Source organism: Rhizobium phaseoli (assembly GCF_001664385.1).
Classification (GTDB): domain Bacteria; phylum Pseudomonadota; class Alphaproteobacteria; order Rhizobiales; family Rhizobiaceae; genus Rhizobium; species Rhizobium phaseoli.
This window is the reverse complement of record NZ_CP013532.1, coordinates 3,322,200-3,346,253: the sequence shown is the minus strand read 5'-3', so window position 1 is coordinate 3,346,253 and position 24,054 is coordinate 3,322,200. Positions and strand designations below refer to the sequence as shown.

The 24,054-nt window shown below is 61.8% G+C and carries 23 protein-coding genes and 1 pseudogene; 13 read left to right on the top strand and 11 right to left on the bottom strand.

Annotated elements, in window-relative coordinates; all coding sequences use genetic code 11:
• Positions 1-148: 148 nt before the first annotated feature.
• Positions 149-757, bottom strand: coding sequence for a CDP-alcohol phosphatidyltransferase family protein (locus tag AMC88_RS16165; protein ID WP_010024661.1), 609 nt, complete (start codon positions 755-757; stop codon positions 149-151).
• Between the two features lie 199 nt (positions 758-956).
• Here AMC88_RS16165 and AMC88_RS16160 point away from each other — a divergent pair, with 199 nt between their 5' ends.
• From AMC88_RS16160 to AMC88_RS16150, 3 genes are all read left to right on the top strand, one after another.
• Positions 957-2,741, top strand: coding sequence for a bifunctional alpha/beta hydrolase/class I SAM-dependent methyltransferase (locus tag AMC88_RS16160; protein ID WP_012484799.1), 1,785 nt, complete (start codon positions 957-959; stop codon positions 2,739-2,741).
• 67 nt (positions 2,742-2,808) lie between these two features.
• Entirely contained in the window at positions 2,809-4,080 is a 1,272-nt protein-coding gene (locus AMC88_RS16155; RefSeq protein ID WP_012484798.1) for a phosphatase PAP2/dual specificity phosphatase family protein, read from the top strand.
• Positions 4,077-4,517 carry a hypothetical protein gene (locus tag AMC88_RS16150; protein ID WP_012484797.1) on the top strand — a complete coding sequence of 147 codons (441 nt, stop codon included), beginning with the start codon at positions 4,077-4,079 and terminating at the stop codon, positions 4,515-4,517. The genes AMC88_RS16155 and AMC88_RS16150 overlap by 4 nt, the downstream gene beginning before the upstream one ends.
• Before the next feature lie 71 nt (positions 4,518-4,588).
• Here AMC88_RS16150 and AMC88_RS16145 read toward each other — a convergent pair whose 3' ends face one another.
• The 5 genes from AMC88_RS16145 to AMC88_RS16125 form a co-directional block, all read right to left on the bottom strand.
• Positions 4,589-5,731, bottom strand: coding sequence for an alpha-hydroxy acid oxidase (locus AMC88_RS16145; protein ID WP_064825512.1), 1,143 nt, complete (start codon positions 5,729-5,731; stop codon positions 4,589-4,591).
• Positions 5,732-5,809: 78 nt separating this feature from the next.
• Positions 5,810-6,187 carry a helix-turn-helix domain-containing protein gene (locus AMC88_RS16140; protein ID WP_012484739.1) on the bottom strand — a complete coding sequence of 126 codons (378 nt, stop codon included), beginning with the start codon at positions 6,185-6,187 and terminating at the stop codon, positions 5,810-5,812.
• Positions 6,180-6,500, bottom strand: coding sequence for a type II toxin-antitoxin system HigB family toxin (locus AMC88_RS16135; RefSeq protein ID WP_041683720.1), 321 nt, complete (start codon positions 6,498-6,500; stop codon positions 6,180-6,182). The genes AMC88_RS16140 and AMC88_RS16135 overlap by 8 nt, the downstream gene beginning before the upstream one ends.
• 43 nt (positions 6,501-6,543) lie before the next feature.
• Positions 6,544-7,854 (bottom strand): guanine deaminase, encoded by a 1,311-nt coding sequence (gene guaD, locus AMC88_RS16130; RefSeq protein WP_064825511.1) that lies wholly within the window; start codon positions 7,852-7,854, stop codon positions 6,544-6,546.
• On the bottom strand, positions 7,851-9,089 hold the full coding sequence (locus AMC88_RS16125) for a urate hydroxylase PuuD (RefSeq protein WP_010019521.1): 1,239 nt from the start codon (positions 9,087-9,089) through the stop codon (positions 7,851-7,853). The genes guaD and AMC88_RS16125 overlap by 4 nt, the downstream gene beginning before the upstream one ends.
• Positions 9,090-9,213: 124 nt before the next feature.
• On the opposite strand from AMC88_RS16125, the gene AMC88_RS16120 reads away from it, so the two are divergent.
• Both AMC88_RS16120 and AMC88_RS16115 read left to right on the top strand, forming a co-directional pair.
• Positions 9,214-9,900, top strand: coding sequence for a Type 1 glutamine amidotransferase-like domain-containing protein (locus AMC88_RS16120; RefSeq protein WP_064829996.1), 687 nt, complete (start codon positions 9,214-9,216; stop codon positions 9,898-9,900).
• Positions 9,901-10,062: 162 nt separating this feature from the next.
• On the top strand, positions 10,063-10,395 hold the full coding sequence (locus AMC88_RS16115; RefSeq protein WP_012484734.1) for a hypothetical protein: 333 nt from the start codon (positions 10,063-10,065) through the stop codon (positions 10,393-10,395).
• A 55-nt stretch (positions 10,396-10,450) separates the two neighbouring features.
• Here the strand turns inward: AMC88_RS16115 and gcvA are convergent, their stop codons facing one another.
• Positions 10,451-11,347 carry a transcriptional regulator GcvA gene (gene gcvA / locus AMC88_RS16110; protein WP_064825509.1) on the bottom strand — a complete coding sequence of 299 codons (897 nt, stop codon included), beginning with the start codon at positions 11,345-11,347 and terminating at the stop codon, positions 10,451-10,453.
• Positions 11,348-11,448: 101 nt separating this feature from the next.
• Between gcvA and AMC88_RS16105 the strand changes: the two genes are divergently transcribed.
• Positions 11,449-11,643, top strand: coding sequence for a hypothetical protein (locus tag AMC88_RS16105; RefSeq protein ID WP_010013547.1), 195 nt, complete (start codon positions 11,449-11,451; stop codon positions 11,641-11,643).
• Here the strand turns inward: AMC88_RS16105 and xdhC are convergent.
• The 4 genes from xdhC to AMC88_RS16085 form a co-directional block, all read right to left on the bottom strand.
• Positions 11,619-12,431, bottom strand: a complete 813-nt coding sequence (gene xdhC / locus AMC88_RS16100; RefSeq protein WP_064825508.1) for a xanthine dehydrogenase accessory protein XdhC — start codon at positions 12,429-12,431, stop codon at positions 11,619-11,621. The genes AMC88_RS16105 and xdhC overlap by 25 nt on opposite strands.
• Before the next feature lie 116 nt (positions 12,432-12,547).
• Positions 12,548-14,887, bottom strand: a complete 2,340-nt coding sequence (gene xdhB, locus AMC88_RS16095) for a xanthine dehydrogenase molybdopterin binding subunit (protein ID WP_064825507.1) — start codon at positions 14,885-14,887, stop codon at positions 12,548-12,550.
• Positions 14,888-15,101: 214 nt separating this feature from the next.
• Positions 15,102-16,568, bottom strand: coding sequence for a xanthine dehydrogenase small subunit (gene xdhA, locus AMC88_RS16090; RefSeq protein WP_064825506.1), 1,467 nt, complete (start codon positions 16,566-16,568; stop codon positions 15,102-15,104).
• Between the two features lie 28 nt (positions 16,569-16,596).
• The gene (locus AMC88_RS16085) at positions 16,597-17,373 is read right to left on the bottom strand and encodes a 3-hydroxybutyrate dehydrogenase (protein WP_064825505.1); all 777 of its coding nucleotides are present in this window, start codon (positions 17,371-17,373) and stop codon (positions 16,597-16,599) included.
• A 156-nt stretch (positions 17,374-17,529) separates the two neighbouring features.
• On the opposite strand from AMC88_RS16085, the gene glpK reads away from it, so the two are divergent.
• The 7 genes and pseudogenes from glpK (at position 17,530) to map (ending at position 24,046) form a co-directional block, all read left to right on the top strand.
• Positions 17,530-19,023: a glycerol kinase GlpK gene (gene glpK / locus AMC88_RS16080; RefSeq protein WP_064825504.1), complete on the top strand. Its 1,494-nt coding sequence runs from the start codon at positions 17,530-17,532 to the stop codon at positions 19,021-19,023.
• A gap of 141 nt (positions 19,024-19,164) precedes the next feature.
• A complete protein-coding gene (locus AMC88_RS16075; RefSeq protein ID WP_012484728.1) occupies positions 19,165-19,539 on the top strand; it encodes a YciI family protein in 375 nt (124 codons plus the stop codon).
• Positions 19,536-20,795, top strand: coding sequence for an RNA polymerase sigma factor (locus AMC88_RS16070; protein ID WP_064825503.1), 1,260 nt, complete (start codon positions 19,536-19,538; stop codon positions 20,793-20,795). The genes AMC88_RS16075 and AMC88_RS16070 overlap by 4 nt, the downstream gene beginning before the upstream one ends.
• A gap of 98 nt (positions 20,796-20,893) precedes the next feature.
• Positions 20,894-21,361: an SRPBCC family protein gene (locus tag AMC88_RS16065; protein ID WP_010024094.1), complete on the top strand. Its 468-nt coding sequence runs from the start codon at positions 20,894-20,896 to the stop codon at positions 21,359-21,361.
• Between the two features lie 172 nt (positions 21,362-21,533).
• Positions 21,534-21,822: pseudogene (locus AMC88_RS16060) on the top strand (GIY-YIG nuclease family protein).
• A 366-nt stretch (positions 21,823-22,188) separates the two neighbouring features.
• Positions 22,189-23,250, top strand: coding sequence for an LLM class flavin-dependent oxidoreductase (locus AMC88_RS16055; RefSeq protein WP_016733758.1), 1,062 nt, complete (start codon positions 22,189-22,191; stop codon positions 23,248-23,250).
• A 37-nt stretch (positions 23,251-23,287) separates the two neighbouring features.
• Positions 23,288-24,046 carry a type I methionyl aminopeptidase gene (map, locus tag AMC88_RS16050; RefSeq protein ID WP_012484725.1) on the top strand — a complete coding sequence of 253 codons (759 nt, stop codon included), beginning with the start codon at positions 23,288-23,290 and terminating at the stop codon, positions 24,044-24,046.
• Positions 24,047-24,054: the final 8 nt, after the last annotated feature.

The window sequence follows — 24,054 nt, the reverse complement described above, 5'->3', positions numbered from 1 at the left end:
TAAAGCACCACTTTTGTGCTTTCAAGATAGGTGCGCAAAAAAATACAACCTTTATTTAAGGTGTCGTTGGTAGCGGGAGGGATCAGAAGATGTGCATGCCCCGGACGACGCTCCCGGGCGGAAGGTAGCGGATCGGTTCCGCTTCCTATCAAGCCGCTGTGCGGGCCTCGCGAATGCCGGCGCTGATACGGTTGACGATCGTCCAGACGAGAAGGAGCGCCACCACTGCCCAAAGCCAGGCAGCCCATACCGAGAACGCACCGCCAACGGCGACAAAGATTCCGAGCGCACCGAAAAGCACTGCACGGTCGCTCTTGCCCAGTGGCCCGTCGTAACGCCGGCTTGCGCCGACCGTTTGACCCAATACGCCGGCGAATTCCGTCAACGCCGAGAGGAATATCACAGCCATTGCCGGCATCGGGCCGTTCGGATCGATCAGCGCAAACGGCAAATACAAAGCGGCATCCGACACGACATCGCCGATCTCGTTGAGATACGCGCCCAAAATGCTCTTCTGCCCGTGTTCGCGCGCGAGCATGCCGTCAATCGCATTGAGGCCCATGCGCAGGAGAAACCAGATTGGCACCAGCAGGAACCACTGCGGCAGCGGAACAACGCTCAAGAAAACGCCAAGTGCAACCGAGACGGCCGCGGCAACTGATGTCACCTGATTGGCCGTGACGCCTCGCGCCGCCAACGCGCGCACCAGAGGGCGAAGGATATTCTGAAACCGGGACTTCAATTGATAAACAGACATGCTACCTCGGTGGAGTTTCGTGGCGTCAGAAAATCTATCCCAGTTCCGGCAATGCAGAACGTCATCCTTGTGGGGAAGCCGATACTTCACATCGGTTCTCGTACAGGGCTTACATTTGCGACTAGACTTTTGCAATGAATGTAAATCATTGTTTCCGCCAGTAGTTGCAACCCATCATCGATCAGAATTGGAGTAGACCGTGCTGGAAGCCGCCGACAGTTGGCAACCGTCCCCGAGCGTGAGGCCGATGCGTGAATCCGAATTCGTGTCGCATGATGGCACGCGACTATTTTATCGGACATGGCCTGCGACCAGTGCGGCACCGAAGGGTGCAATCATTCTTCTCCATCGCGGTCACGAGCACAGCGGCCGCGTCGCCCATCTTGCCACCGAGCTCGGTCTCGATGATTTTGCCTTCTACGCCTGGGACGCACGCGGCCATGGGCGCTCGCCGGGCGAGCGCGGCTACTCGCCATCCTTCGCGGCGTCGGTACGTGACCTCGATTGCTTCGTCCGCCATGTCAGCGAGACGAGCGGCACTGCCATTGAAAACATGGCCGTCATCGCGCAGAGCGTCGGCGCGGTCCTCGCCACCACCTGGGTGCACGATTATGCGCCGCAAATCCGCGCGCTGGTGCTCGCCTCACCGGCTTTCAGCGTCAAGCTCTACGTGCCTTTTGCCAGGGAAGGCATTGCACTCTGGGAAAAGCTCAAAGGGACGTTCTTCGTCAATTCGTATGTCAAGGCGCGGTTTCTGACGCATGATCCCGAGCGCATCGCCTCCTTTGAAGCCGACCCGCTGATCACCCGCCCGATTGCCTCCAACATTCTGTTGCAGCTTTATGAAGCGGCAGCCCGGGTCGTCGAAGACGCCCGCGCCATCACCGTTCCGACCCAACTGCTGATCTCCGGCAGTGACTGGGTGGTGCGACACGCGCCGCAGCACCGCTTCTACGAAAATCTCGGCAGCCGCATCAAGGAGCGGCATGTGCTTGCCGGCTTCTATCATGACACACTCGGTGAGAAGGATCGTGCGATTGCGCTCGCCGAGGTCCGCCGTTTTATCGATGCGCGGTTTTCCGAGCCCCGGGCGCCTGCCGATCTTAGCGCTGCCCATGTCCAGGGCTATACCAAGGATGAGGCTGACCGGCTCGCGAGCCCTCTCGACGCCACGTCTCCCCGCGGCATCTACTGGGCGCTCAGCCGTCTCAACATCAGGCTCGGCGCGCTGGTGTCGGAAGGCATAAAGACTGGGGTCAAGACCGGTTTCGATTCCGGCTCGACGCTCGATTACGTCTATGAGAACCAGCCGCGAGGGCTCGGTCCCAGCGGGCGGTTGATCGACAAGGTGTTTCTCGAGGCGATCGGCTGGCGCGGCATCAGGCAGCGCAAGCTGCACTTGCAGGAACTGATCGGGTATGGGCTGCAGCGCCTGAAAGCAGCGGGCCGCAGCACCCACATGCTCGACATAGCGGCCGGGCACGGACGTTACGTCCTTGATGCGATCGAGGCGGCTGGCGTGCGCCCCGATAGTGCGCGATTGCAGGATTATTCCCCCATCAACGTCGACGCCGGCCGCAACAGCATCGCCACGCGCGGCCTCGATGATTTCGTCAGCTTTCGCCAGCAGGATGCCTTTGACGGCGAGGGGCTGGCTGCAATCACGCCGGCTCCGGATCTCGCAATCGTCTCCGGCCTTTACGAGCTTTTCTCCGACAATAGGATGATCGCAACGTCGCTCAACGGGATCGCCCGCGCGATGCAGCCGGGCGGTCTGCTCATCTACACCAACCAGCCATGGCATCCACAGCTGGAGATGATCGCCCGCGCCCTGACCTCCCACCGCGGCGGCCAAGCATGGGTGATGCGGCGGCGGACGCAAGAAGAAATGGACCAACTGGTCGCCGCAGCCGGTTTCCGCAAGCTCGAACAGCGCATCGACCAGTGGGGCATTTTCACCGTCTCGCTGGCGGAAAGAATTTGAGGGCAAGCCGTTGGGGCAGGCAGGTTCTCCTCTTTCCCGATCAGCGCCGGTCCTGAAGCGGGCGGCGATGTGGCTCGCCTTCCTGGCGCCGTTCTTCTATCTGACCTATGGCGGCGCCAACTGGATGGCTTCGCAACGCGCTCACGTGCCGAACATCGCCTTCGCATGGGAAAGCGCCATTCCATTCCTGGCGTGGACGATCATTCCATACTGGTCGATCAACCTGTTCTACGGACTCTGCCTGTTGATCAACACGACGCCGCGCGATGTGGATATGCTCGCAAGGCGTTATCTGACGATCCAGATAATCGCGATTGTCTGCTTCATCGCGTTTCCGCTCGAAGCAACCTTCTTACGGCCGGCCACGAGCGGCCTGCCCGGTTTCATGTTCGCCGTCCTCGGTGGTTTCGACAAGCCGTTCAACCAGGCGCCGTCGCTGCATGTCGCGCTGCTGGTGGTGATCTGGGACCATCTGCGCTGCCGGTTGCCGCGCCAAGCGCGGCTTCTCTGGCACGTCTGGTGTTTCCTGATTGGAGCCTCCGTGCTGACGACGTGGCAGCATCACGTCATGGACATACCGACCGGTATTTTGCTTGGTCTGTTCGCCGCCTGGCTTTTTCCGCGCGATGCTGCTTCCCCTCTTGCAAATTTCACTTTGAACGGCGATCCAAAGTCGCGCCGACTTGGCATCTGCTATCTGGCTTGTGCTGTCGTATTTCTCGTCCTTGCGGCGCTCTGCATCTCTCTGACCGCCGCGGCACTTCTGTTGCTCTGGCCGGCCGTTGCGCTGGCGATCGTCGCAGTCGGATATTTCGGCGCCGGCCCGCAGATATTCCAGAAACGCGCCGATGGCCGGGCCGCGCTTGCCAGCCGCTGGCTGCTCGCACCATACCGGCTCGGCGCGACCATCAACGTTTGGCTCTGGACGCGCAAAATGCCGGCATCCGTGGCGATCGCCGATGGCGTCCATCTCGGTCGTTTTCCCCGTCGCGACGAGGCTGACCGTTTTGCCACGGTGATCGACATGACAGGTGAATTTCAGCGCCCGAGCGGGACGCTTGCGCGATGGTGCAGCTTTCCCGCCCTCGATCTCACCGGCCTCGACAAGATCCAGGCGCGAGCCGCGGCCGATGTCATCGAGGCTGCGCGCCACCAGGGACCGGTCCTCGTCTGCTGCGCGCTCGGTTTCCAGCGGAGCGCCTGCGTCATCGTCAGTTGGCTGGTCGGCAGCCGACGTTGCGAAAACTCAGCCGAGGCGTTGCAGCTGATCGAACGCGCGGGGCGGCGTGTTTATCTGCCCGTGGAAGGTATCCACGCTGCGAAGGAGGGCGTGCAATGACGCCGTGGCAAACCGCGGCCTCCGCGGCGGCGCGAAATCTCGGCCGCGATGCAATATTCTGCGGGCTGACGGCGCTGTTGCCACTGATTGCCGGTCCGATCACCGTGGGATATCGAGGCTTCGCCCCAACGCTCGGCTGGCTCTTGATGCTGGTTTTCTGCGGGATCGTGCTGGCGCTGGCGGTCCATCTTCTCTTCGATGCGCTGTTGTTTCGCCTCGCGTCGAGCCACGAGACGGAGGCTGCTGGCCTTGCCGCCGTGGACGACCTGCTGTTCCGGATGCAGCTTCGCAAGCCTGACAGGACGCCGCGTGGCCTCGAGAAGCGGATTGCTGGATCGCGCCGCATCGTCTGGCAGCAGCGTTTGGCGCTCGTTCTCTATCTCGTGATTTTCGCGATCCTTCAGCTCAATGCGAGCGGCGGCCAGCCGCCAGGCTGATTAGCATGCCGTTGCATGTCGGCACGGCCTGCCCGCCATCGGCGCGTTCAGCCGGTGCCGATTTCTCTGTTTCAGCCTTGCCCCGATATGATCGACGCGTTCACGTCGTTGATATCGCGTTTGCCGCAGAGCGCCATGGTGATGTCCATCTCCTTGCGGATGATGCCGAGCGCCAGCGTGACGCCCTCCTTGCCCATGGCGCCGAGCCCGTAGAGGAAGGGGCGGCCGATATAGGTGCCTTTGGCGCCGAGCGCGACGGCTTTCAGCACGTCCTGACCGGATCGGATGCCGCCGTCGAGGTGGATCTCGATGCGGTCGCCGACGGCATCGACGATGGCGGGCAGCATGCTGATCGAGGAGGGGGCGCCGTCAAGCTGGCGGCCGCCGTGATTGGAGACGACGATCGCATCGGCGCCGGTATCGGCGGCTGCCCGGGCGTCCTCCGGGTCGAGCACGCCCTTGATGATCAACGGCCCGCCCCATTGCTCCTTGATCCAGGCGACATCGGCCCAGGAAAGCCGCGGGTCGAACTGCTCGTGCGTCCATGCGGCAAGCGAGGTGATGTTGGAGACATTTTTCGCGTGGCCGATGATGTTGCCGAAGGTGCGGCGTCTGGTCTGCAGCATATCCAGGCACCAGAACGGCCTGCTCGCCATCTGCCAGAGATGTTTCGGCGTGAATCTCGGCGGCGCCGACAGGCCGTTGCGCAGGTCCTTGTGACGCTGGCCGAGGATCTGCAGATCGGCCGTCAGCACCAGCGCCGAACATTTGGCGGCCTTGGCGCGGTTGATCAGCCCGAGGACGAAATCCTTGTCCCTCATGACGTAAAGCTGGAACCAGAAGGGACGCGTCGTCACCGATGCGACGTCCTCGATCGAGCAAATGCTCATCGTCGAGAGCGTGAAGGGGACGCCGAATTCCTCGGCGGCGCGCGCCGCCAGCATCTCGCCATCGGCATGCTGCATGCCGGTCAGGCCGGTCGGCGCGAGACCCACCGGCATCGACACCTTCTGGCCGACCATCGTCGTTTCCAGCGTCCGATCACTCATGTCGACCAGTACCCGCTGCCGCAGCTTGATCCGGCTGAAATCGCTCTCATTCGCCCGATATGTGGATTCCGTCCAGGCGCCGGAATCCGCGTAGTCGAAAAACATCTTCGGCACGCGGTGCTGGGCTAGCTGTTTCAGATCGGCGATGGTGAGCGGAGTGGCCATGAATTGAACCTTCACATCTGAATGCGGCTATCTCGCGTAACATGAAATCTTGGAGGGCGTTGCGGGAAATCTGCCGTATCAGGCAGCCTTTTGGCCGCGGATCGGTTGAATGAGAATATCCAACGGAATGTCGAGATGTTCGTGCAATCGCCGGATCATATCGAGTGAAAGTGCACGCTTTCTGTTGAGGATTTCCGCGACACGCCCGCGGCTGCCCAGAATTGGTTCCAGATCCTTCCGCGTCAGTCCCTGCTGCTCCATCCGGAAGATGATCGCATCGATCGGATCAGGCAGGTCGATCGGGTATCGCCCTGCTTCATAGGCGTCGAGCAGCGTCGCCAGAATGTCGAGTTTATCGGCTTCGGGCGAACCGTCTTTCGCTCCCCAGAGCTGCTTCAGCAGCAGGAGCGCGTCTTCGTAATCATCGTCATTGCGGATGGGTTTCAGATCATTCATGTTCCACCGTCGCTGCGTCGATCCTGTCATAGTTGCGATGCGTGCCGATCCATTTGATCCAGACGATCGACCGTTCGAAATCGACGGCAACGATCAGCCTGTAGTCATTTCCCTTGATATTGAAGACGATACGTTCGGCATTGACGACGCTTGCATGAGCATACCGCTTTTTCACATCGGACATGGATTTCCAGTCCGCCTTGCTGACTTCGTGAAACCACGTATCGAGAGCAGCCTTCAAGGCGGTCTGGCCTTTTTGACCATCCGGGCTTTCGACAAATTGCGTCAGGGTGCGCCGGGCGATCACTCTCATCGTGGCACCATAGCACGCTCCCATTTTGGGAGCAATGGCGGCATTATCGAAGTCCGGCTTTCATAGCCACACCCGCCACATAGGTTTCGGCGACCGTCCGATCGTCGCCCATCGTCTGCAAGAGGAAAAGTTCCTCGGGCAAGGTCTTCACCGTTTCCAGCTTCAGCGCCATGGCCGGGGTCGCGGCCGCGTCGAGGACGACGAGATCGGCTTCGGTGCCGGGATCCAGCGTGCCGATCCGGTCGGTGAGCGACAGCGCCTCCGCATTGCCGCGGGTCATCAGGTAATAGCTTTCCAGCGGGTTCAGCCGTTCTCCGAGCAGCTGTTGGATCTTGTAGGCCTCGTCCATGGTTTTCAGCATCGAATAGCTGGAGCCGCCGCCGATATCGGTTGCGACGCCGATGCGCACCGGCTTTTCACGGCGCGCCAGCGCCTTCAACGGGAAGAGGCCGGAGCCGAGGAAGAGGTTCGAGGTCGGGCAATGGATGGCGACCGAACCCGTCTCGCTCATCACATCGGCTTCACGCTCCGAGAGGTGGATGGCATGGCCGAAGAGGCTTTTTGGCCCGAGCAGGCCGTAGCGGGCGTAGATGTCGGTATAGTCGATCGCGTCGGGATAGAGCTCGCAGGTGTATTTGATCTCGTCGTGATTTTCCGACAGATGCGTCTGGATATGCAGGTCGGGAAATTCGCGGGCAAGCGCTGCCGTCGCTTCCATCTGCGCCGGCGTCGAGGTGATGGCGAAGCGCGGGGTGATGGCGACGTGGTTGCGGCCCTTGCCGTGCCAATCGGCTATCACGTGGCGGGTCTCGTCATAACCCATCTCGGGCGTGTCGAGCAGGCCCTGCGGGGCGTTGCGGTCCATCATCACCTTGCCACCGACCATGCGCATGTTGCGCTTCATCGCCTCGGCGAAGAAGGCGTCGGCGGAGGTCTTGTGCACGGAGCAATAGGCGACAGCCGTGGTCGTGCCGTGGCGGATCAGTTCGTCGTAGAAATGCGTGGCGATCCTCTCGGCATGCGCGCTTTCGACAAAACGGCATTCCTCGGGAAAGGTGTAGGTGTTCAGCCATTCGAGCAGGTTGGCGGCATAGGAGGCGATCACCTGCATCTGCGGAAAATGCAGATGCATGTCGATGAGCCCGGGCAGGATCAGATGCGGCCGGTGATCGATCTCGGCCGTGCCTTCGGCGGCCTTCGTCTTGACGTCGGCATAGGGGCCGGCTGCTGCGATCAGCCCGTCTTCGATCAGCAGGCCGCCATCCTCCTCGTAGAGATAGCTCTGGCTGTCGGCCAGGCTCAGCGGCGCTCGGTGAAAGGACAGCAGGCGGCCGCGCAGGAGTGTTGTCGTCATTGTTTATTGCCTTCGACTGCGCTTTCGAACCAGGCGACGAGCAGCTTGCGTTCGTCCGGCGTGATATCGGTGATATTGCCGGGCGGCATGGCATGGCTGCGGCCCGCCTGTATATAGATCTCGCGGGCATGGGCGGCAATTTCCGCGTCGGTTTCCAGCATCACCTCTTTCGGCGGCCGCACGATGCCTTCATAGGCGGGGTCGGCGGCGTGGCACATGGAACAGCGCGTCGCGAGCAGTTGCTTGACGGCGGGAAAATGCGGATCGCCGGCGAATTGCTGGAAGGCAGGCGCTACAGCCGCCGTATCCTTTTCACCGGTCAGCAGCTTCGGCACCGTGGAAAGCCACATGATCAGGATGAAGAGAATGACGGTGACGATCCAGGTCCAGGTCGGCCGGCCCTTCCTGGCATGGGTGGTGTTGAACCAATGGCGGATGGTGACGCCCAGCAGAAAGACCAAAGCGGCGATCACCCAATTGAACTGTGTTCCGAAGGAGAGCGGATAGTGGTTCGACAGCATGAAGAAGATGACGGGCAGCGTCAGGTAGTTGTTGTGCAGCGAGCGCTGCTTGGCGACCTGGCCGTAGTTCGGATCGGGCGTGCGGCCGGCGATCAGGTCGGCAACGACGATCTTCTGGTTGGGGATGATGATCATGAAGACGTTGGCCGACATGATCGTCGCGGTGAAGGCGCCGAGATGCAGGAAGGCGGCGCGGCCGGTGAAAAGCTGCGTATAGCCCCAAGCCATCAAGACGAGCACGACATAGAGCACCGCCATCAGCCCCCAGGTGTTGCGCCCAAGCGGGGACTTGCAGAGCAGGTCATAGACCAGCCAGCCGAAAGCCAGGGACGCCAGCGAGATCGCGATGGCGACGGGTGGGCTGATATCGAGCACATGCCGGTCGATGAGGAATAGGTCGGCACCGCCGTAATAGACGATGCAGAGCATGAGAAAGCCGGAGATCCAGGTGAAATAGCTTTCGTATTTGAACCAGGTCAGGTGCTCCGGCATTTGTGCGGGCGCCACCAGATATTTCTGGATATGATAGAAGCCGCCGCCATGGACCTGCCATTCCTCGCCATAGGCGCCGGGCGGCAGGTGCGGCCGTTTCACTAGGCCGAGATCGAGCGCGATGAAATAAAAGGACGATCCGATCCAGGCGATCGCGGTGATGACATGGAACCAGCGTGCCGCGAAGGCCAGCCATTCCCATGCTATGGCATATTCATACATCGAATTCCCCTAACTTCCTCCGACTCGCGACATTGCGGAAATTTTGACGGGGAGGGAAGAGGAGATTGAAGAACCGCACAGGACGCCAATTTCGGCAACGGTGGTGAACCCGGGGAGGAATGGCATGATTACCGCGCTTTACAGCGATCAGCTCATCGCCGAAAACGCGCCGATGGACCGGCGGCTTGCCGCGCTCATTCTGTCACGCGGCAACCGCATCGGCTATATCGCCTCCGCTCCTGAGCCGCAGCGCGAGTTCTTCGACGAAAAACGGCAGTATTATCTCAACTATGGGCTTTCTCTCGATCCCTTCGTCGATCTCGACGCGCTTGCCGGCGACGACGAGATCGGCCGGCTGTTTTCCTGTAAGGCCATTCATCTGACCGGCGGCCACACCGGCGATTTCCTGAAACGGCTGCGCCAGAGCGGCATGCTGGAGAGGCTGCGCGCATGGGCGCTGGATGACGGCATTCTCGTCGGTACCAGCGCCGGGGCGATTTTGATGACGCCGACGATCGCAGCCGACGCGCTGTTTTCCGGCGGTTCGCCGGAGGCTGTGCGGGATGGCGCGGCTCTCGATCTGGTGCCTTTCGAGTTCTTTCCGCATCTGAACGATGATCCCGGCTATCTCCCCGCGCTGCTGCGCTACAGTGAGACTATGGCAAATCCCATTGTCGCGTGCCGGGACGGCGAAGGACTGATCGTCGGCAACGGGCTCGTCGAAGTCTTCGGCGCGCCGCTGATGATTTCCGGAGGTTTTGTCGAAGCTGCCGATCGTCGCCGCATCGTCGATATGCTGTCCCGTGCCTAAAAGCTGCCGAGAAGGCTGTGCATTATCTCCGGCTTATACTCGGCCTGCTATTACAGCAGGTCTTGAAACCATGACGATTCGGTTACAGTTATGTTTAAGGCCGCCGGAATGAAATAAGAACAGTGGATCAGCGGCGGCGCATTCATCGACGGAGAAGATGCCATGCGCAGCATTCTGACGTGTGTGATGATTGCATTTGCGTCGGTGGCGACGGCTCACGACGCACCCTCGGGGTGGAGTTATGACCCCTATTGTTGCAACGGCGACAGCCATAATGGCGACTGCCAGATGATCCCTTCGAAAAGCGTGGCGGTGACGCCGGGCGGATATCGTGTGACGCTACTGCCGGGCGACCACCGGCTGGTCACGCATGCACATGTCTTCCTGCTGCCGATGACGAAGGCGATGCAATCCGGCGACAACGACTATCATCTCTGTCTGTTTCCGAACGAGGATACGCCGCGCTGTTTTTATGCGCCGGAGATGGGGTTTTGACACGCATATCACAATAGTGGACCCGGCTGATGAACCGGGTCCAATCCATGATGAACTAATGACCGGCCGCCTGCATCTCTTCGAGGATCCAGTTGCGGAAGGCTTTGATCTTCGGCACGTTGCGACGGTTTTCCGGATAGACGAGCCAGTAGGCCTTACCGTCGCTGCGGGTCAGCTCGAAAGGCTGATAGAGCCGGCCAAGAGCGATCTCGGCCGCATAGAAGGCCGGATGGAGAATCGCGACGCCGTGGCCGGCGATTGCCGCATCGGCTTCGACAGCCTGTGAGCCAAGTTGGTTGCGCGGGCGCCGGTCGAGATCCGTCTCGGTGACGCCGGCGGCTTCGAACCATTGTTTCCACCAAACGTCGCCGGCATCGAAGAGATCGAACTTCAAGAGATCGCGCGGTTCCTTGATGCCGCCTGCCGACTCCGCCAATTTCGGGCTCAACATCGGGGTGAACTCCAGCCCCATCAGCCGGTGCAGCGCCAGCCCCGGCCAGTTGCCGTCGCCCCAGCGAATGCCGACATCGATCTGTTCGCGGGCGAAATCGATGATATCGGAACTCGCCTGAAAGCGCACTGCGATCGCCGGATGCTTCAAATGGAAGGAGCCGAGGCGCGGCGCAAGCCATTTCGAGGCAAACGTATGGGTCGAGCTGATGGCCAGCGTACCGTCGACGCTATCGCGGGCCGTCGCCATCGCGTCATGCAGCATGGCGAAGGCTTCAGTCACCTTCGGCGCCAGCCGTTCGCCGGTCTCGGTCAAGGCGATCTGGCGGGGACGGCGCAGGAAGAGCGGCTCGCCGACATTCTCTTCCAAGAGCTTGATCTGGTAGCTGACCGCCGTCTGCGTCATGGCGAGTTCGTCACCCGCCTTGGTGAAGCTCCCCAGCCGAGCCGCGGCCTCGAAGACGCGCAGCGCATTCAGCGGAAACTGTTTCGAAAGCTTCATGGATAAGTTCTCTTGATGCAGGCAGACGGTCGTTCGATTGGAATTGCAGCATTTTTACCGGCAAACTGCAACTCATACCATCAATCTGACGAGGTGATGTCATGAATTGCTTTGCTATCGACGAGAAGCGCGCGCAGCCGAGCATTGGCGTGTTCAAGCGTCTTGCCGCACTGCTGGTCGGCCGCTTCTGCCGGCTGCCCCGCCTCGATCTCGATGCTGCGCCTGATCGCATCAAGCGCGATCTTGGTTTTCTCGATGGACGCGATCCGTTTTACGAGGACGCCTGCAAGCGATAGGTCGCCAGCGCCGTCAGGATTTCGGCGGCGGTCATTGCGGCGATCACTTCGGGGCGTTTGTCCCTGACCGCCGAGCCGCCGATCGGCAGCGTCAATCGCTCCATCGAGCCCCGTTCGCCGCCTTCGCGGGAAAGCCAGCTTGCCAAGGTGGCGCGTTTGGTCGCCGAACCGATCATGCCGATATAGGCGAGATCTTCTCTTGCCAGTGCTTCACGGGCGATGAGGAAGTCCAGCGCGTGGTCGTGCGTCAGGATGACGGCTGCGCCGCCAACGGGAATATCCTTCACCAGGGCCTCCGGCATCGGCACCAGCCGGGTCTTCGTCGGCGCCGGCAGGTTGGCGAGCTCTTCGTAGCGCGTTTCGACCACCGTTACCGACAGCGGCAGTGGCGCAAGAGCTGTGGCCAGCGCGCGCCCGACATGGCCGGCGCCGAAGAGATAGACTTCCGGCAGACGCTCGATCTCGCCGACAAGCCTCGCTTCGAGTTCGTCTTTCAACGTCAGCGTCAGTTGGCGGAACCGCAATTGCGTGCGCCCACCGCAGCACTGGCCGATCTCAGGGCCGAGCGGAATATCCATGGTCGCCGCTCCGCCGGTTCTCGCCAGCATCTCCCGGGCATTCGCGATTGCCATGAATTCGAACTGGCCGCCGCCGATCGTGCCCCACAAGGCGGTTTGAGAAACGAGCATGAAGGCGCCCGCTTCACGCGGGGTGGAGCCTTGGGTGCCGGTTATGTCGACAAGAATGCTGTCGGGGTGGGCGACGAGGAAGGCGGGCAGGTCAGTCATGGGAGAATGGCAGACGCGCTCGCGTGTGTCTCACCCCCCTCTGTCCTGCCGGACAGAGGGGGTGTCCACTCTGCCGGTTCCGCTCGAGCAACAAGCCAGCCGGACGCCTTCCCATACTACACCCGCTTCATCCGCTCCACCGCCATCAGCACCCGCTCCGGCGTCGCCGGCGCATCAAGCCTTGGGCAGACTTTGTAATCCGCCACGCTGGCGACCGCCATCGACAGGGCTTCCAGCACCGAGATCGCCAGCATGAAGGGCGGTTCGCCGACGGCCTTGGAGCGGCCGATGGTGGCTTCCGCGTTCTCCGACCATTCGGCGAGGCGGACGTTGAAGATCTTCGGGCGGTCGGAGGCGAGCGGGATCTTGTAGGTCGATGGTGCATGGGTGCGCAGGCGTCCCTTGTCGTCCCACCAGAGTTCCTCCGTCGTCAGCCAGCCCATGCCCTGCACGAAGGCGCCCTCGACTTGGCCGAGGTCGATTGCCGGGTTCAGCGAGCGGCCGACATCGTGCAGGATGTCGGTGCGATCGATCAGATATTCGCCGGTCAGCGTGTCGATCGAAACCTCGGTGCAGGCGGCGCCGTAGGCGAAATAATAGAAGGGCGTGCCGCGGCCGGCCTTGCGGTCCCAGTGGATCTTCGGCGTCTTGTAGAAGCCAGCGGCGGAAAGCTGGACGCGGGCAAAATAGGCCTGCTTGATGAAATCGGGGAAGGGGATTTCGCTGTCACCGACGCGCACGCGGTTGGGCAGAAAGACGACGTCGGAGGAGGCCACATCCCATTTCTCGGCGGCAAAAGCCACCAGACGTTCCTTGATCTGGCGGGCGGCATCGAAGGCCGCCATGCCGTTCAGATCCGAGCCGGACGAGGCAGCGGTGGCCGAGGTGTTCGGCACCTTGGCTGTCGTCGTCGCGGTGATCTTCACCCTTGAGATATCGACCTGGAAGCTGTCGGCCAGCACCTGCGCGACCTTGGTATAAAGACCTTGGCCCATTTCGGTGCCGCCATGGTTCAGGTGGATCGAGCCGTCCTGATAGACGTGGACGAGCGCGCCGGCTTGGTTGAAGGCGGTCATGGTGAAGGAGATGCCAAATTTCACCGGCGTCAGGGCAATGCCCTTCCTGATATAGCGGCTGTCGCGGTTGAAGCCGATGATGGCGTTGCGCCGCGCCCGGTAATCTGACGTATCCTCCAGCTCGTCGACGACGCGGGCGATGATATTGTCCTCGACCTCCTGATGGTAGGGAGTCAGCGTGCGCCCGGAGCCCGGCTGGCCGTAGAAATTCAGCTTGCGGATGTCGAGCGGATCCTTGCCGACTGCGTAAGCGATCTCCTCGATGATCCGCTCGGCGCCGAGCATGCCCTGCGGCCCGCCGAAGCCGCGGAAGGCGGTGTTCGAGACCGTGTGGGTTTTCAGCGGCTTCGACTGGAGGTGCACATGCGGATAGAAATAGCTGGAATCGGCATGGAAGAGGGCGCGATCGGTCACCGGTCCCGACAGATCCGAGGAGAAGCCGCAGCGCGCCGCATAAGTGGCGTCGACCGCATGGATGCGGCCTTCGGCATCGAAACCCACTTCGTAATCGACCAGGAAATCATGACGCTTGCCGGTGGCGCTCATATCCTCGTCGCGGTCCGGACGGAATTTAATCGCACGCCCGAGCTTCTTGGCGGCGATTGCCGCAAGGGCTGCGAACTGGTTACCCTGCGTTTCCTTGCCGCCGAAGCCGCCGCCCATGCGGCGCACGTTGACGGTGACCGCGTTCGACGGGATATCGAGCACATGGCCGACAATATGCTGGATCTCGCTCGGATGCTGCGTCGACGACCAGACGGTGACCTCATCGTCCTCGCCGGGAATGGCCACGGCGATATGGCCTTCGAGATAGAAATGCTCCTGGCCGCCGATGCGCATCTGCCCCTTCAGCCGCATGGCGGCATTCGGCATTTCCGTTTCCGGCTCGCCGCGCTGCAGCGTCATCGGGGTGATCACCAGCGGGCCGCCATTGGCAAGCGCGCCGTCGATATCGTGCCAGTGCGTCAGGTCGCGATAGTCGATCTTCGCCAGCCGCGCGGCGCGCCGCGCCGCGTCGCGCGTTTCGGCGATGACGGCAAAGATCGGCTGGCCGTGGAATTGAACCAAGCTTTCGGCAAGCAGCGGCTCGTCATGGCTGCCATTGGAACTGGTGTCGTTGACGCCGGGCACGTCCTTGCCTGTGAAAACCCAAACGACGCCGGGATAGGCGGCGACAGCGGAAAGATCGATACTGATGATTTCGGCATGCGCCCGGTCGGAAAGGCCGAGCGCGCCGTGCAGGAGGCCGGCGGGTTCGGGAATATCGTCGATATAATCGGCGCTTCCGGTGACATGTTTGTGTGCTGAGTCATGGCGCAGGGAGCCGTGCATGGGGCCGGAGATGACGACTTTTCGGTCTTCGAAGGTGGACTTGTCCATTAGCGGTGTCCTCCACGGGAAGCCCTGATTTGACGGCGGCCCCTCATCCGGCTGCCGCCACCTTCTCCCCGCTTGCGGGGAGAAGGGACATGCCGCGCCGTCTCCGTTGCTCGCCACTTCTCGCAGGGCACGTCCCCTCTCCCCGCAGGCGGGGAGAGGGTTAGAGTGAGGGGCAAAGTGGTGACTGCGGGAGGTCGGCTTGCGAAACAATCCATCACGCCACCTCCTCGAACCGCTTCAGCTCCGCCGGCGCGCCAACAGTCTCAAGATAGAAGCGCGTCAGCAGGTTCTTCGCCGTCAGTTGCCGGTATTCCGCCGTGGCGCGCCAGTCGGTCAGCGGCTGGAAGTCGGCGTCGAAGGCGGGGCGGGCGGCGTCGATCGTCGCTTCCGTCCATGATTTGCCGATCAGCGCGGCTTCGACAGCTTGAGCGCGTTTGGGTGTTGCCGCCATGCCGCCGAAGGCAATGCGAATGTCGGTGACCACGTCGGTTGCATCGAGCGTCAGCAGGAAGGCGCCGAGCACCGCGGTGATATCTTCGTCGCGCCGCTTGGTGATCTTGTAGGCGGCAAAACGGCTGGTCGGCTTGGGATAGGGCACGAATACGCTCTCGACGAATTCGCCGGGCCTGCGATCCTGCTTGCCATAGGCGATGAAGAAGTCTTCGAGCGGCATCTTGCGCCGGCCTTCCAGGGAGCGCAGCGTCAGCGTCGCGCCGAGCGCGATCAATGGCGGCGGGCTGTCGCCGATCGGCGAGCCGTTGGCGATGTTGCCGCCGATCGTGCCCATGTTGCGAACCTGTTCGCCGCCAATGCGGTCGATCAGGCGTCCGAGCGCCGGAATTTTCCGGGCAATCGCTTCGAAAGCCTTGGTATAGCTGACGCCGGCGCCAATGGTGACGCCGTCTTCGCTTTCCGTGACCGATTGCAATTCGCTCAGATGATTGATGAAAACGACCGGGCTCAATCGGCGCATCTGCTTCGTCACCCAGAGGCCGACATCGGTCGCGCCGGCAACGATAGTCGCGTCGGGTTCCTGCGAGAGGACTTCGGCCAGAGCCTGAACAGACCCCGGAACGATCAGCTGGTCTTCGCCATTGGCGATCCGGATGGTGCCGCTCGCCTGCAGGGCCCAGAGCCGCGCAACGATTTCTGAGCGCGTCCGTTGCAGCGGATCGAAGAGCGCGCTCGGCCGCGTCAGGCTCACCTGCTCGGCGGCCTTGACGATCGGCTCATAGCCGGTGCAGCGACAGAGATTGCCCTGCAGCGCCTTTTCGATCTCGCGGCGGCCGGGATTTTCATTCGTCAGCCAGAGGCCATAGAGCGACATGACGAAGCCCGGGGTGCAGAAACCGCATTGCGAGCCATGGCAATCGACCAGCGCCTGCTGCACCGGATGCAGCACGCCGTCGCGCCCGGCAAGGTGCTCGACCGTCACCACATGGGTGGCGTGCAGCGAACCGACGAAACGGATGCAGGCGTTGACGGATTCATAGGCAAGCTTGCCGTCGGCCAGCCGTCCGACGAGCACGGTACAGGCGCCGCAATCGCCTTCGGCGCATCCTTCCTTGGTGCCTGTCAGGCGCCGCTTCAACCGGAGAAAGTCAAGAAGCGTCTCGGTCGGCCCAACATCGGTGAGCGCGATGTCCTCGCCGTTCAGGATGAAGCGTATGCTGTCGTTCATGATATTCCCGGTTGTTTTTTCCAAATGGTTAAGCCGCCGTCCAGCCACCGTCAATCGAGATGTGCGTTCCGGTCACCTGGCGGGCAGCGTCGCTGGCGAGGTAGAGCGACAATGCGCCGATCTCTTCGGCCTTGACGAATTCCCGCGTCGGCTGCGCCTTGAGGATGACCTCGCTCTTTACCTGTTCCTCGGTCATGCCGCGTGCCTTGGCAGTGTCGGGTATCTGTTTTTCGACCAGCGGCGTCAGCACGTAGCCGGGGCAGATGGCGTTGACCGTCACGCCGAATTCGGCAAGTTCCAGCGCCGCTGTTTTCGTCAGACCTAATATACCATGTTTGGCGGCCACATAGGCGGATTTGAAGGGGGAGGCGACGAGCCCGTGCGCCGAGGCAATATTGATGATGCGGCCGTGCTTCTTCGCCTTCATCAGCGGGATCGCCGCGCGCATGGTATGAAAGGAGCTCGACAGGTTGATCGCGATGATCTGATCCCATTTTTCGATCGGGAAATCCTCGATCTTCTCGACATGCTGGATGCCGGCATTGTTGACCAGAACATCGACGGTGCCGAAGCTCTTTGCCGCCGTTTCGATCAGGTCGGCGACCTCGGCGGGCTTCGCCATGTCGGCCGGATGGTAGATCGCCCGGCCTTTCGATATCGATTCAAGCCGTTCGACGATCGCCTTGATTTCATCGGCATTTCCGAAACCGTTGATGACGATGTTGTCGCCCGCTTCGGCGAAGGCGGTGGCGATCGCAAGACCGATGCCGCTGGTGGAACCGGTGACGACGACTGATCTGCTCATGTTTTTCTCCCTGGAAGCGGATGCTGCGTTGCAGCGTTGGCGGCGAGGTTATGCCCAAAGCCGGCGGGCTGGCAATTCCGCTTTATTCGCTTTTCTCATCCGTATCCGTGTCCTATTGATTTGCAACGATAATGATGTGTTTTGAGGAGGGATTTGATGAGTGGATATGTTCTGGCGATCGATCAGGGAACGACGTCGACGCGGGCGATCGTCTTCGATGGCGATATGCATGTCGCCGGCAAGGGCCAGAAGGAATTCACCCAGATCTATCCGCGTTCCGGCTGGGTGGAGCACGATCCCGACGAGATCTGGGATTCGGTCGTCTCCACCGTCAACATGGCGTTGCGCGACGCCGGGATTACGGCGAGGGATGTTGCGGCACTCGGCATCACCAATCAGCGCGAGACGGTGGTCGTCTGGGAGCGCGAGACGGGCCGGCCGATCCAGAATGCCATCGTCTGGCAGGACCGGCGCACCGCGAGCTATTGCGATAATCTGAAGCGGCAGGACCTCGAGCGGCTGTTCACCAAGAAGACCGGCCTGCTCCTCGATCCCTATTTTTCCGGAACGAAGCTTTCCTGGATGTTGGCCAACGTGAAGGGTGCGCGGGCGCGTGCCGCCAGGGGCGATCTCTGCTTCGGGACGATCGACACCTTCCTGATATGGCGGCTGACAGGCGGCAAGAGCTTCGTCACCGACGCCACCAATGCCTCGCGCACGCTGATGTACAATATCGCCGAAAATAGCTGGGACGAGGATCTGCTCGATATTCTGAGGGTGCCGGCCGCCATGCTGCCGGAAGTCAAGGATTGCGCCGCCGATTTTGGGACGGTCGACGCCGGTATCTTTGGCGCTGCGATCCCGATTCTCGGGGTCGCCGGTGACCAGCAGGCGGCGACCATCGGTCAGGCCTGCTTTGCGCCGGGCATGCTGAAATCGACCTATGGCACTGGCTGTTTCGCGCTGCTCAACACCGGCGCAGATATGGTCCGCTCGAAAAATCGGCTGTTGACCACCATCGCCTATCGCCTGAACGGGGAGACGACCTACGCGCTCGAGGGATCGATCTTCATCGCCGGTGCAGCGGTGCAATGGCTGCGGGACGGACTCGGGATCATCGGCAGCGCCGCCGAAACCAACGCACTTGCCGAAAAGGCCGATCCCACGCAGGAGGTCTATCTCGTGCCCGCCTTTACCGGGCTGGGCGCGCCGCATTGGGACGCCAAGGCGCGCGGTGCCATCTTCGGGCTGACACGCAATACCGGCCCGGCGGAATTTTCCCGCGCCGCGCTCGAGGCCGTCTGCTACCAGACCCGTGACCTGCTCGACGCCATGCAGAAGGATTGGAAGAACAGCGGCGACGATACGGTGCTGCGGGTCGATGGCGGCATGGTCGCCTCCGACTGGACGATGCAGCGGCTCGCCGACCTGCTCGATGCTCCGGTCGACCGCCCGGTCATTCTCGAGACGACGGCGCTCGGTGCCGCCTGGCTCGCCGGCAGCCGGGCCGGGGTCTGGCCGGACAGGGACGGCTTTTCGGCGAGGTGGAAACGCGACCGGCGGTTCGAGCCCGATATGGACGAGAAGGTGCGGACGACCAAGCTCAAGGGCTGGAAGAGTGCGGTCCGGCGGACGCTGAGCGAGGGGTGAGGCGCGATCAGAACCGCATCATAACGGCTGGTGTCCCCACGGGCTGCTCGGCTGTTCGGGCGCCTTTCTTTTGATAATTTTTTAATGCGACCTGTCGGCTAAGCGGTTACTCCTTCGTCATTCGGAAAGAGGAGTGGCCCGATGCTTTATGCAATCCTTTGTTACGCCCATGAGGAAACCGTCTTCGCCTGGAGCCAGGAGGAGGAGGCTGCCGTCATGGAGAAACTTTACGCCGTGCAGGAGCCGCTGGCGAAAGCCGGCAAGCTCGGTCCCGTCGGCCGGCTGATGCCGACGACGGCGGCGACTACGGTGCGCAAAGGCAAGGACGAGCCCTTGGTCATCGACGGGCCTTTTGCGGAAACGAAGGAGGCGCTTCTCGGCTTCTATGTGGTTGACTTCGAAACCCTCGACGAGGCGGTCGCCTTCTCGAAGCAGCTTTCATCCGTCAATCCGGGTTCCACCTCATACGAAATTCGGCCTTTCTACGTCTTCAGGCCCGGAGATGCTGCATCATGACCGATATTGCCTGGATCGACCTCGCTCTTGCCTCGGCCCGCCCAAAGGCGCTTGGCGCGCTGCTGCGCTATTTCCGTGATCTCGATACCGCGGAAGAGGCGTTCCAGGAGGCATGCCTGAGGGCGATCCGGACATGGCCGGAGAAGGGACCGCCGCGCGATCCGACGGCCTGGCTCATCTTCGTCGGCCGCAACAGCGGCATCGACGCGGTGCGCAAGCGGTCGAAGCTCCAGGCCCTGCCGGATGAGCACGTCATTTCCGATACCGAGGATGCCGAAAGCGATATCGCCGAGCGGCTGGACGATTCCAATTATCGCGACGATATCCTGCGGCTTCTTTTTATCTGCTGCCATCCGGATCTGCCGGCCACCCAACAGATCGCGCTGGCGCTGCGCATCGTGTCCGGCCTTTCGGTGACGCAGATCGCGCGCGCTTTCCTGGTATCGGAAAGCGCCATGGAGCAGCGCATCACCCGGGCGAAGGCGCGTGTCGCCAAGGCAGGCGTGCCTTTCGAAACGCCGAGCCCCGAGGAGAGGGCCGAACGTCTCTCGATCGTCAGCACGATGATCTATCTCATCTTCAACGAGGGTTACAGCCAGGCCGACCCCAAGCATGAGGCGGCCGCCATCAGCGACGAGGCGATCCGGCTGGCACGGCTGATGCTGCATATTTTCCCCGCCGAACCGGAGCTGATGGGGCTGCTCGCGCTCATGCTCCTGCAAATCTCGCGCCGGCCGGCGCGCTTCAGCGCCGAGGGCGAAATCGTGCTGCTCGAAGATCAGAACCGCTCGCTTTGGAACCAGCCCTTCATCAACGAGGCGCTCGCGCTGCTCGACAAGGCGCTGCGGCACCGCCGGCCCGGCCCGTATCAGCTTCAGGCGGCCATTGCCGCCATCCATTCCCGCGCGAAACGTGCCGAGGATACCGACTGGGTCGAGATCGATCTGCTTTACCGCGCGCTGGAGCGTGTGCAGCCTTCGCCTGTCGTGACGCTTAACCGCGCCGTCGTTGTTTCCAAGCTGCAAGGGCCGCAGCAGGCTCTCGATCTCATCGATCCGCTTGGCGAGAAACTCGGCGGTTATTTCTACTATCACGGTCTGCGGGGTGGCCTGCTGAAGCAGCTTGGCTTGTCTCGCCAGGCGCGCGAGGCCTTCGACCATGCCATTGCGCTTGCCCATTCGGCGGCCGAGGCCGCCCATATCCGCCGGCAGATCGACAAGATGCAGGAAGAGGCCGCGCAACCGATCGCAGAATGATCAAAGAAAAATCGCCACGCTGTCGGAATGGCGAAGTTTGACACGTCCTTGTAACAGCCTGAGACGAACCAGGTTTAATCAAATGGAGAGATGTTGAGATGACCGCCAGCACCCAACATGAGCTTGTCCTTATCCGCGAATTCGAAGCCCCGCGTGATAAGATCTACAGGGCGTGGACCGATCCCGAGCTGCTGAAGCAGTGGTTCGTACCGCGCCCCTGGGGCGTGGCGGAAGCGACGCTGGATGTCCGCCCCGGCGGCTCCAACGTCATTGTCATGCAGGATCCCGAGGGCAATCGGTATCCGAACCGCGGCGTCTATCTCGAGCTCGTCGAGAACGAGAAGATCGTCTTCACCGACGCCTATAGCAGCGCCTGGGTGCCTGCCGAAAAACCTTTCTTCACCGGCGTCATCCTGCTCGAAGATCTCGGCAATGGACGCACGAAGTATACGGCCAAGGCGCTGCACTGGCGCGCCGAGGACAAGGAAGCGCACGAGAAGATGGGTTTCCACGACGGATGGGGAAAGGCCGCGGATCAGCTGGCGGAACTGCTGGCGAAGATGTGAGCGGAGGAGGCGTGGCGGAGGCCGGGTCGTCCCTGCTTCAAGTATTGTTTGAGGCAGCTTGGAAGAAGATTCCGCCGGCGCTTTGAAGTCGTTGAATTCAGATTCGAATCGAGGGTTTAGGCGTGGGGGTGGCTCTGTCGACGCAGGCTGTATCCTGTGCCAATCTGCTGACATGGGTTACGTCTACATTCTCGCATCCGGGCGCAACGGCACGCTCTATACCGGCGTGACGCGGGACCTTGCCGGGCGGCTATACGAGCACCAGAATGAACTGACGCCAGGTTTTCACGTCCAAGTATGGCGTCAAGACGCTGGTGTGGTTTGAGGAGCATGATCTGCTGACGACTGCGATCAAGCGGGAGAAGACGATCAAGAAATGGCCGCGGCAGTGGAAGCTCAATCTGATCGAGCGGGAGAATCCGGAATGGGAGGATATCTCGTTTCATCTACTTGGACTGTGAGTACCTGAGTCTCCCGTCGCGCGGACGCGCGACTGCTGGATTCCTGTGACGAGCACAGGAATGAGGGAGTTCTTGGTGTCGGGAGAGATCAAAAGCAACTGTCGTCCCTCTGATCCGGCTCTACACGAGGATATGGAGCGCGGGTTGACCCACTTGCTCCCTCATTCCTGTGCTTGTCACAGGAATCCAGCAGCGCCGTGTCTACGGCGCAAAGACTCTTACCATGCTGCCGACTAAGTCTTAGCGACGAATGGTCGAAACCATCCTACCACTATCGAAACTCTCGAACATTCCGTTCCAGACTTTGTATTTGCGTTGCCGCTCGCCGGTCCTTATCTCCAGGTTGAATTCAATGGGATGCGGACAATGGAACTCGGCCTTTATACATTCGCAGACGTCAATCCTAATCCCTCGCGCAGCAAGGGAGCGGAAGGAGCCGAACGGCTGAAGCATCTGATCGAGGAGATCGAGCTTGCCGATCAGGTCGGGCTCGACGTCTTTGGGCTCGGCGAGCATCACCGGCCGGATTATGCGGCCTCCGCTCCTGCGGTGGCGTTGGCGGCGGCTGCCGTCAAGACCAGGAATATCCGGCTGACGAGCGCCGTCACCGTGCTTTCCTCCGACGACCCGGTGCGGGTCTTCCAGCAGTTTGCGACGCTCGACCTGATTTCGGGCGGCCGGGCCGAGATCATGGCGGGGCGGGGCTCTTTCATCGAGTCCTTCCCATTGTTCGGCTACAATCTCGAGGATTACGACCAGCTTTTCGAAGAGAAGCTCGATCTGCTGCTGGCGCTGCGCGACAGCGAGACGGTGCAATGGGAGGGCGAGCTTCGCGCGCCGATCCGTGGGCGCGGCGTCTATCCCAGGCCATTGCAGGATCCGCTGCCGCTGTGGGTTGCGGTCGGCGGCACGCCGCAGTCCGTGGCGCGCGCCGGTGCGCTCGGCCTGCCGGTGGCGCTGGCGATCATCGGCGGCGAACCGCGCCGTTTCGCGCCGCTTTTCGATCTCTACCGTGAGGCGGCGCGCCGGGCAGGGCAGGACCAAACGAAGCTGAAGACCAGCATCAACGTTCACGGCTTCATCGCCGATACCACCGAGGCCGCCGCCGACCAGTTTTACGGACCGCAAGCCGAAGTGATGAACCGCATCGGCCGCGAGCGCGGCTGGGGGCCGACAAGCCGGGCGCAATTCGACCTATCGCGCGGGCCGAACGGCGCGCTCTTCGTCGGCGATCCGGAGGCAGTCGCGGAAAAGATTATCGCCCAACATGCGCTGTTCAAGAACGACCGTTTCCTGCTGCAGATGGCAATCGGCCTGATGCCGCATGCTGAGATCATGCGCGGCATCGAGCTCTATGGGACGAAAGTCGCGCCGATCGTCAGAAAGGCATTGACTGAAAGGAACGAAGGGGCGAAAGCCACCGCTTGAGGCGGCCGCGCCTCGCCCGCAAGGCCGGAAGAGACGAATGGTTATCGCAAACGACGATGAGCTGACAAAGCTCAAGGAGATCGGCCGGATCTGCGCCAACGCCATCCAGGTGATGGCGGCAGCGATGGAACCGGGCATGACGACGCTGGAACTCGACCGGATCGGACGCAAGGTGCTTGAGGATTCCGGCGCGCGCTCGGCGCCGGAGTTCTGCTACCAGTTTCCCGGCGCCACCTGCATCAGCGTCAACGAGGAAATCGCCCACGGCATTCCCGGGCCACGTGTCATCCAGGCCGGCGACCTGATCAATATCGACGTTTCGGCCGAGAAGGACGGTTTCTTCGCCGATACCGGCGCTTCCTTTGCGATGCCGCCGGTCAAGCCGAAGATCGAACGGCTCTGCCGCGACGGCAGGCGGGCGCTCTGGGTCGGGCTCAACCAGGTCAAGTCGGGTGAGCCGCTGGCCAAGATCGGTACCGCAGTCGGGGCTTTCGCCCAGAAGAACCGCTATACGCTGGTTGCCAATCTGGCGAGCCACGGCGTCGGGCGTTCGTTGCACGAGGAGCCGGCCGAGCTCTCGACCTGGCCGGACCCTTCGGAAAAGCGGGTCATGACGGACGGTCTCGTCTTTACCGTCGAGCCGTTCCTTTCGCTCGGCGCCACATGGGCCGAGGGCGGCGACGATGCATGGACGCTTTATGCCGATCCCAAGGCGCCGACCGTGCAATATGAACACACGGTGGTTGCGACGCGGAACGGACCGGTGATTTTGACCTTGCCGGATGGGCGGGCGTAGGGGAATTC

Excerpts from the sequence above, each read along its gene's own strand:
- AMC88_RS16165 (WP_010024661.1), bottom strand. The coding sequence starts at position 757 with ATGTCTGTTTATCAATTGAAGTCCCGGTTTCAGAATATCCTTCGCCCT.
- AMC88_RS16155 (WP_012484798.1), top strand. The coding sequence starts at position 2,809 with ATGTGGCTCGCCTTCCTGGCGCCGTTCTTCTATCTGACCTATGGCGGC.
- AMC88_RS16150 (WP_012484797.1), top strand. The coding sequence starts at position 4,077 with ATGACGCCGTGGCAAACCGCGGCCTCCGCGGCGGCGCGAAATCTCGGC.
- AMC88_RS16145 (WP_064825512.1), bottom strand. The coding sequence starts at position 5,731 with ATGGCCACTCCGCTCACCATCGCCGATCTGAAACAGCTAGCCCAGCAC.
- AMC88_RS16140 (WP_012484739.1), bottom strand. The coding sequence starts at position 6,187 with ATGAATGATCTGAAACCCATCCGCAATGACGATGATTACGAAGACGCG.
- AMC88_RS16135 (WP_041683720.1), bottom strand. The coding sequence starts at position 6,500 with ATGAGAGTGATCGCCCGGCGCACCCTGACGCAATTTGTCGAAAGCCCG.
- guaD (WP_064825511.1), bottom strand. The coding sequence starts at position 7,854 with ATGACGACAACACTCCTGCGCGGCCGCCTGCTGTCCTTTCACCGAGCG.
- AMC88_RS16125 (WP_010019521.1), bottom strand. The coding sequence starts at position 9,089 with ATGTATGAATATGCCATAGCATGGGAATGGCTGGCCTTCGCGGCACGC.
- AMC88_RS16120 (WP_064829996.1), top strand. The coding sequence starts at position 9,214 with ATGATTACCGCGCTTTACAGCGATCAGCTCATCGCCGAAAACGCGCCG.
- AMC88_RS16115 (WP_012484734.1), top strand. The coding sequence starts at position 10,063 with ATGCGCAGCATTCTGACGTGTGTGATGATTGCATTTGCGTCGGTGGCG.
- gcvA (WP_064825509.1), bottom strand. The coding sequence starts at position 11,347 with ATGAAGCTTTCGAAACAGTTTCCGCTGAATGCGCTGCGCGTCTTCGAG.
- AMC88_RS16105 (WP_010013547.1), top strand. The coding sequence starts at position 11,449 with ATGAATTGCTTTGCTATCGACGAGAAGCGCGCGCAGCCGAGCATTGGC.
- xdhC (WP_064825508.1), bottom strand. The coding sequence starts at position 12,431 with ATGACTGACCTGCCCGCCTTCCTCGTCGCCCACCCCGACAGCATTCTT.
- xdhB (WP_064825507.1), bottom strand. The coding sequence starts at position 14,887 with ATGGACAAGTCCACCTTCGAAGACCGAAAAGTCGTCATCTCCGGCCCC.
- xdhA (WP_064825506.1), bottom strand. The coding sequence starts at position 16,568 with ATGAACGACAGCATACGCTTCATCCTGAACGGCGAGGACATCGCGCTC.
- AMC88_RS16085 (WP_064825505.1), bottom strand. The coding sequence starts at position 17,373 with ATGAGCAGATCAGTCGTCGTCACCGGTTCCACCAGCGGCATCGGTCTT.
- glpK (WP_064825504.1), top strand. The coding sequence starts at position 17,530 with ATGAGTGGATATGTTCTGGCGATCGATCAGGGAACGACGTCGACGCGG.
- AMC88_RS16075 (WP_012484728.1), top strand. The coding sequence starts at position 19,165 with ATGCTTTATGCAATCCTTTGTTACGCCCATGAGGAAACCGTCTTCGCC.
- AMC88_RS16070 (WP_064825503.1), top strand. The coding sequence starts at position 19,536 with ATGACCGATATTGCCTGGATCGACCTCGCTCTTGCCTCGGCCCGCCCA.
- AMC88_RS16065 (WP_010024094.1), top strand. The coding sequence starts at position 20,894 with ATGACCGCCAGCACCCAACATGAGCTTGTCCTTATCCGCGAATTCGAA.
- AMC88_RS16055 (WP_016733758.1), top strand. The coding sequence starts at position 22,189 with ATGGAACTCGGCCTTTATACATTCGCAGACGTCAATCCTAATCCCTCG.
- map (WP_012484725.1), top strand. The coding sequence starts at position 23,288 with ATGGTTATCGCAAACGACGATGAGCTGACAAAGCTCAAGGAGATCGGC.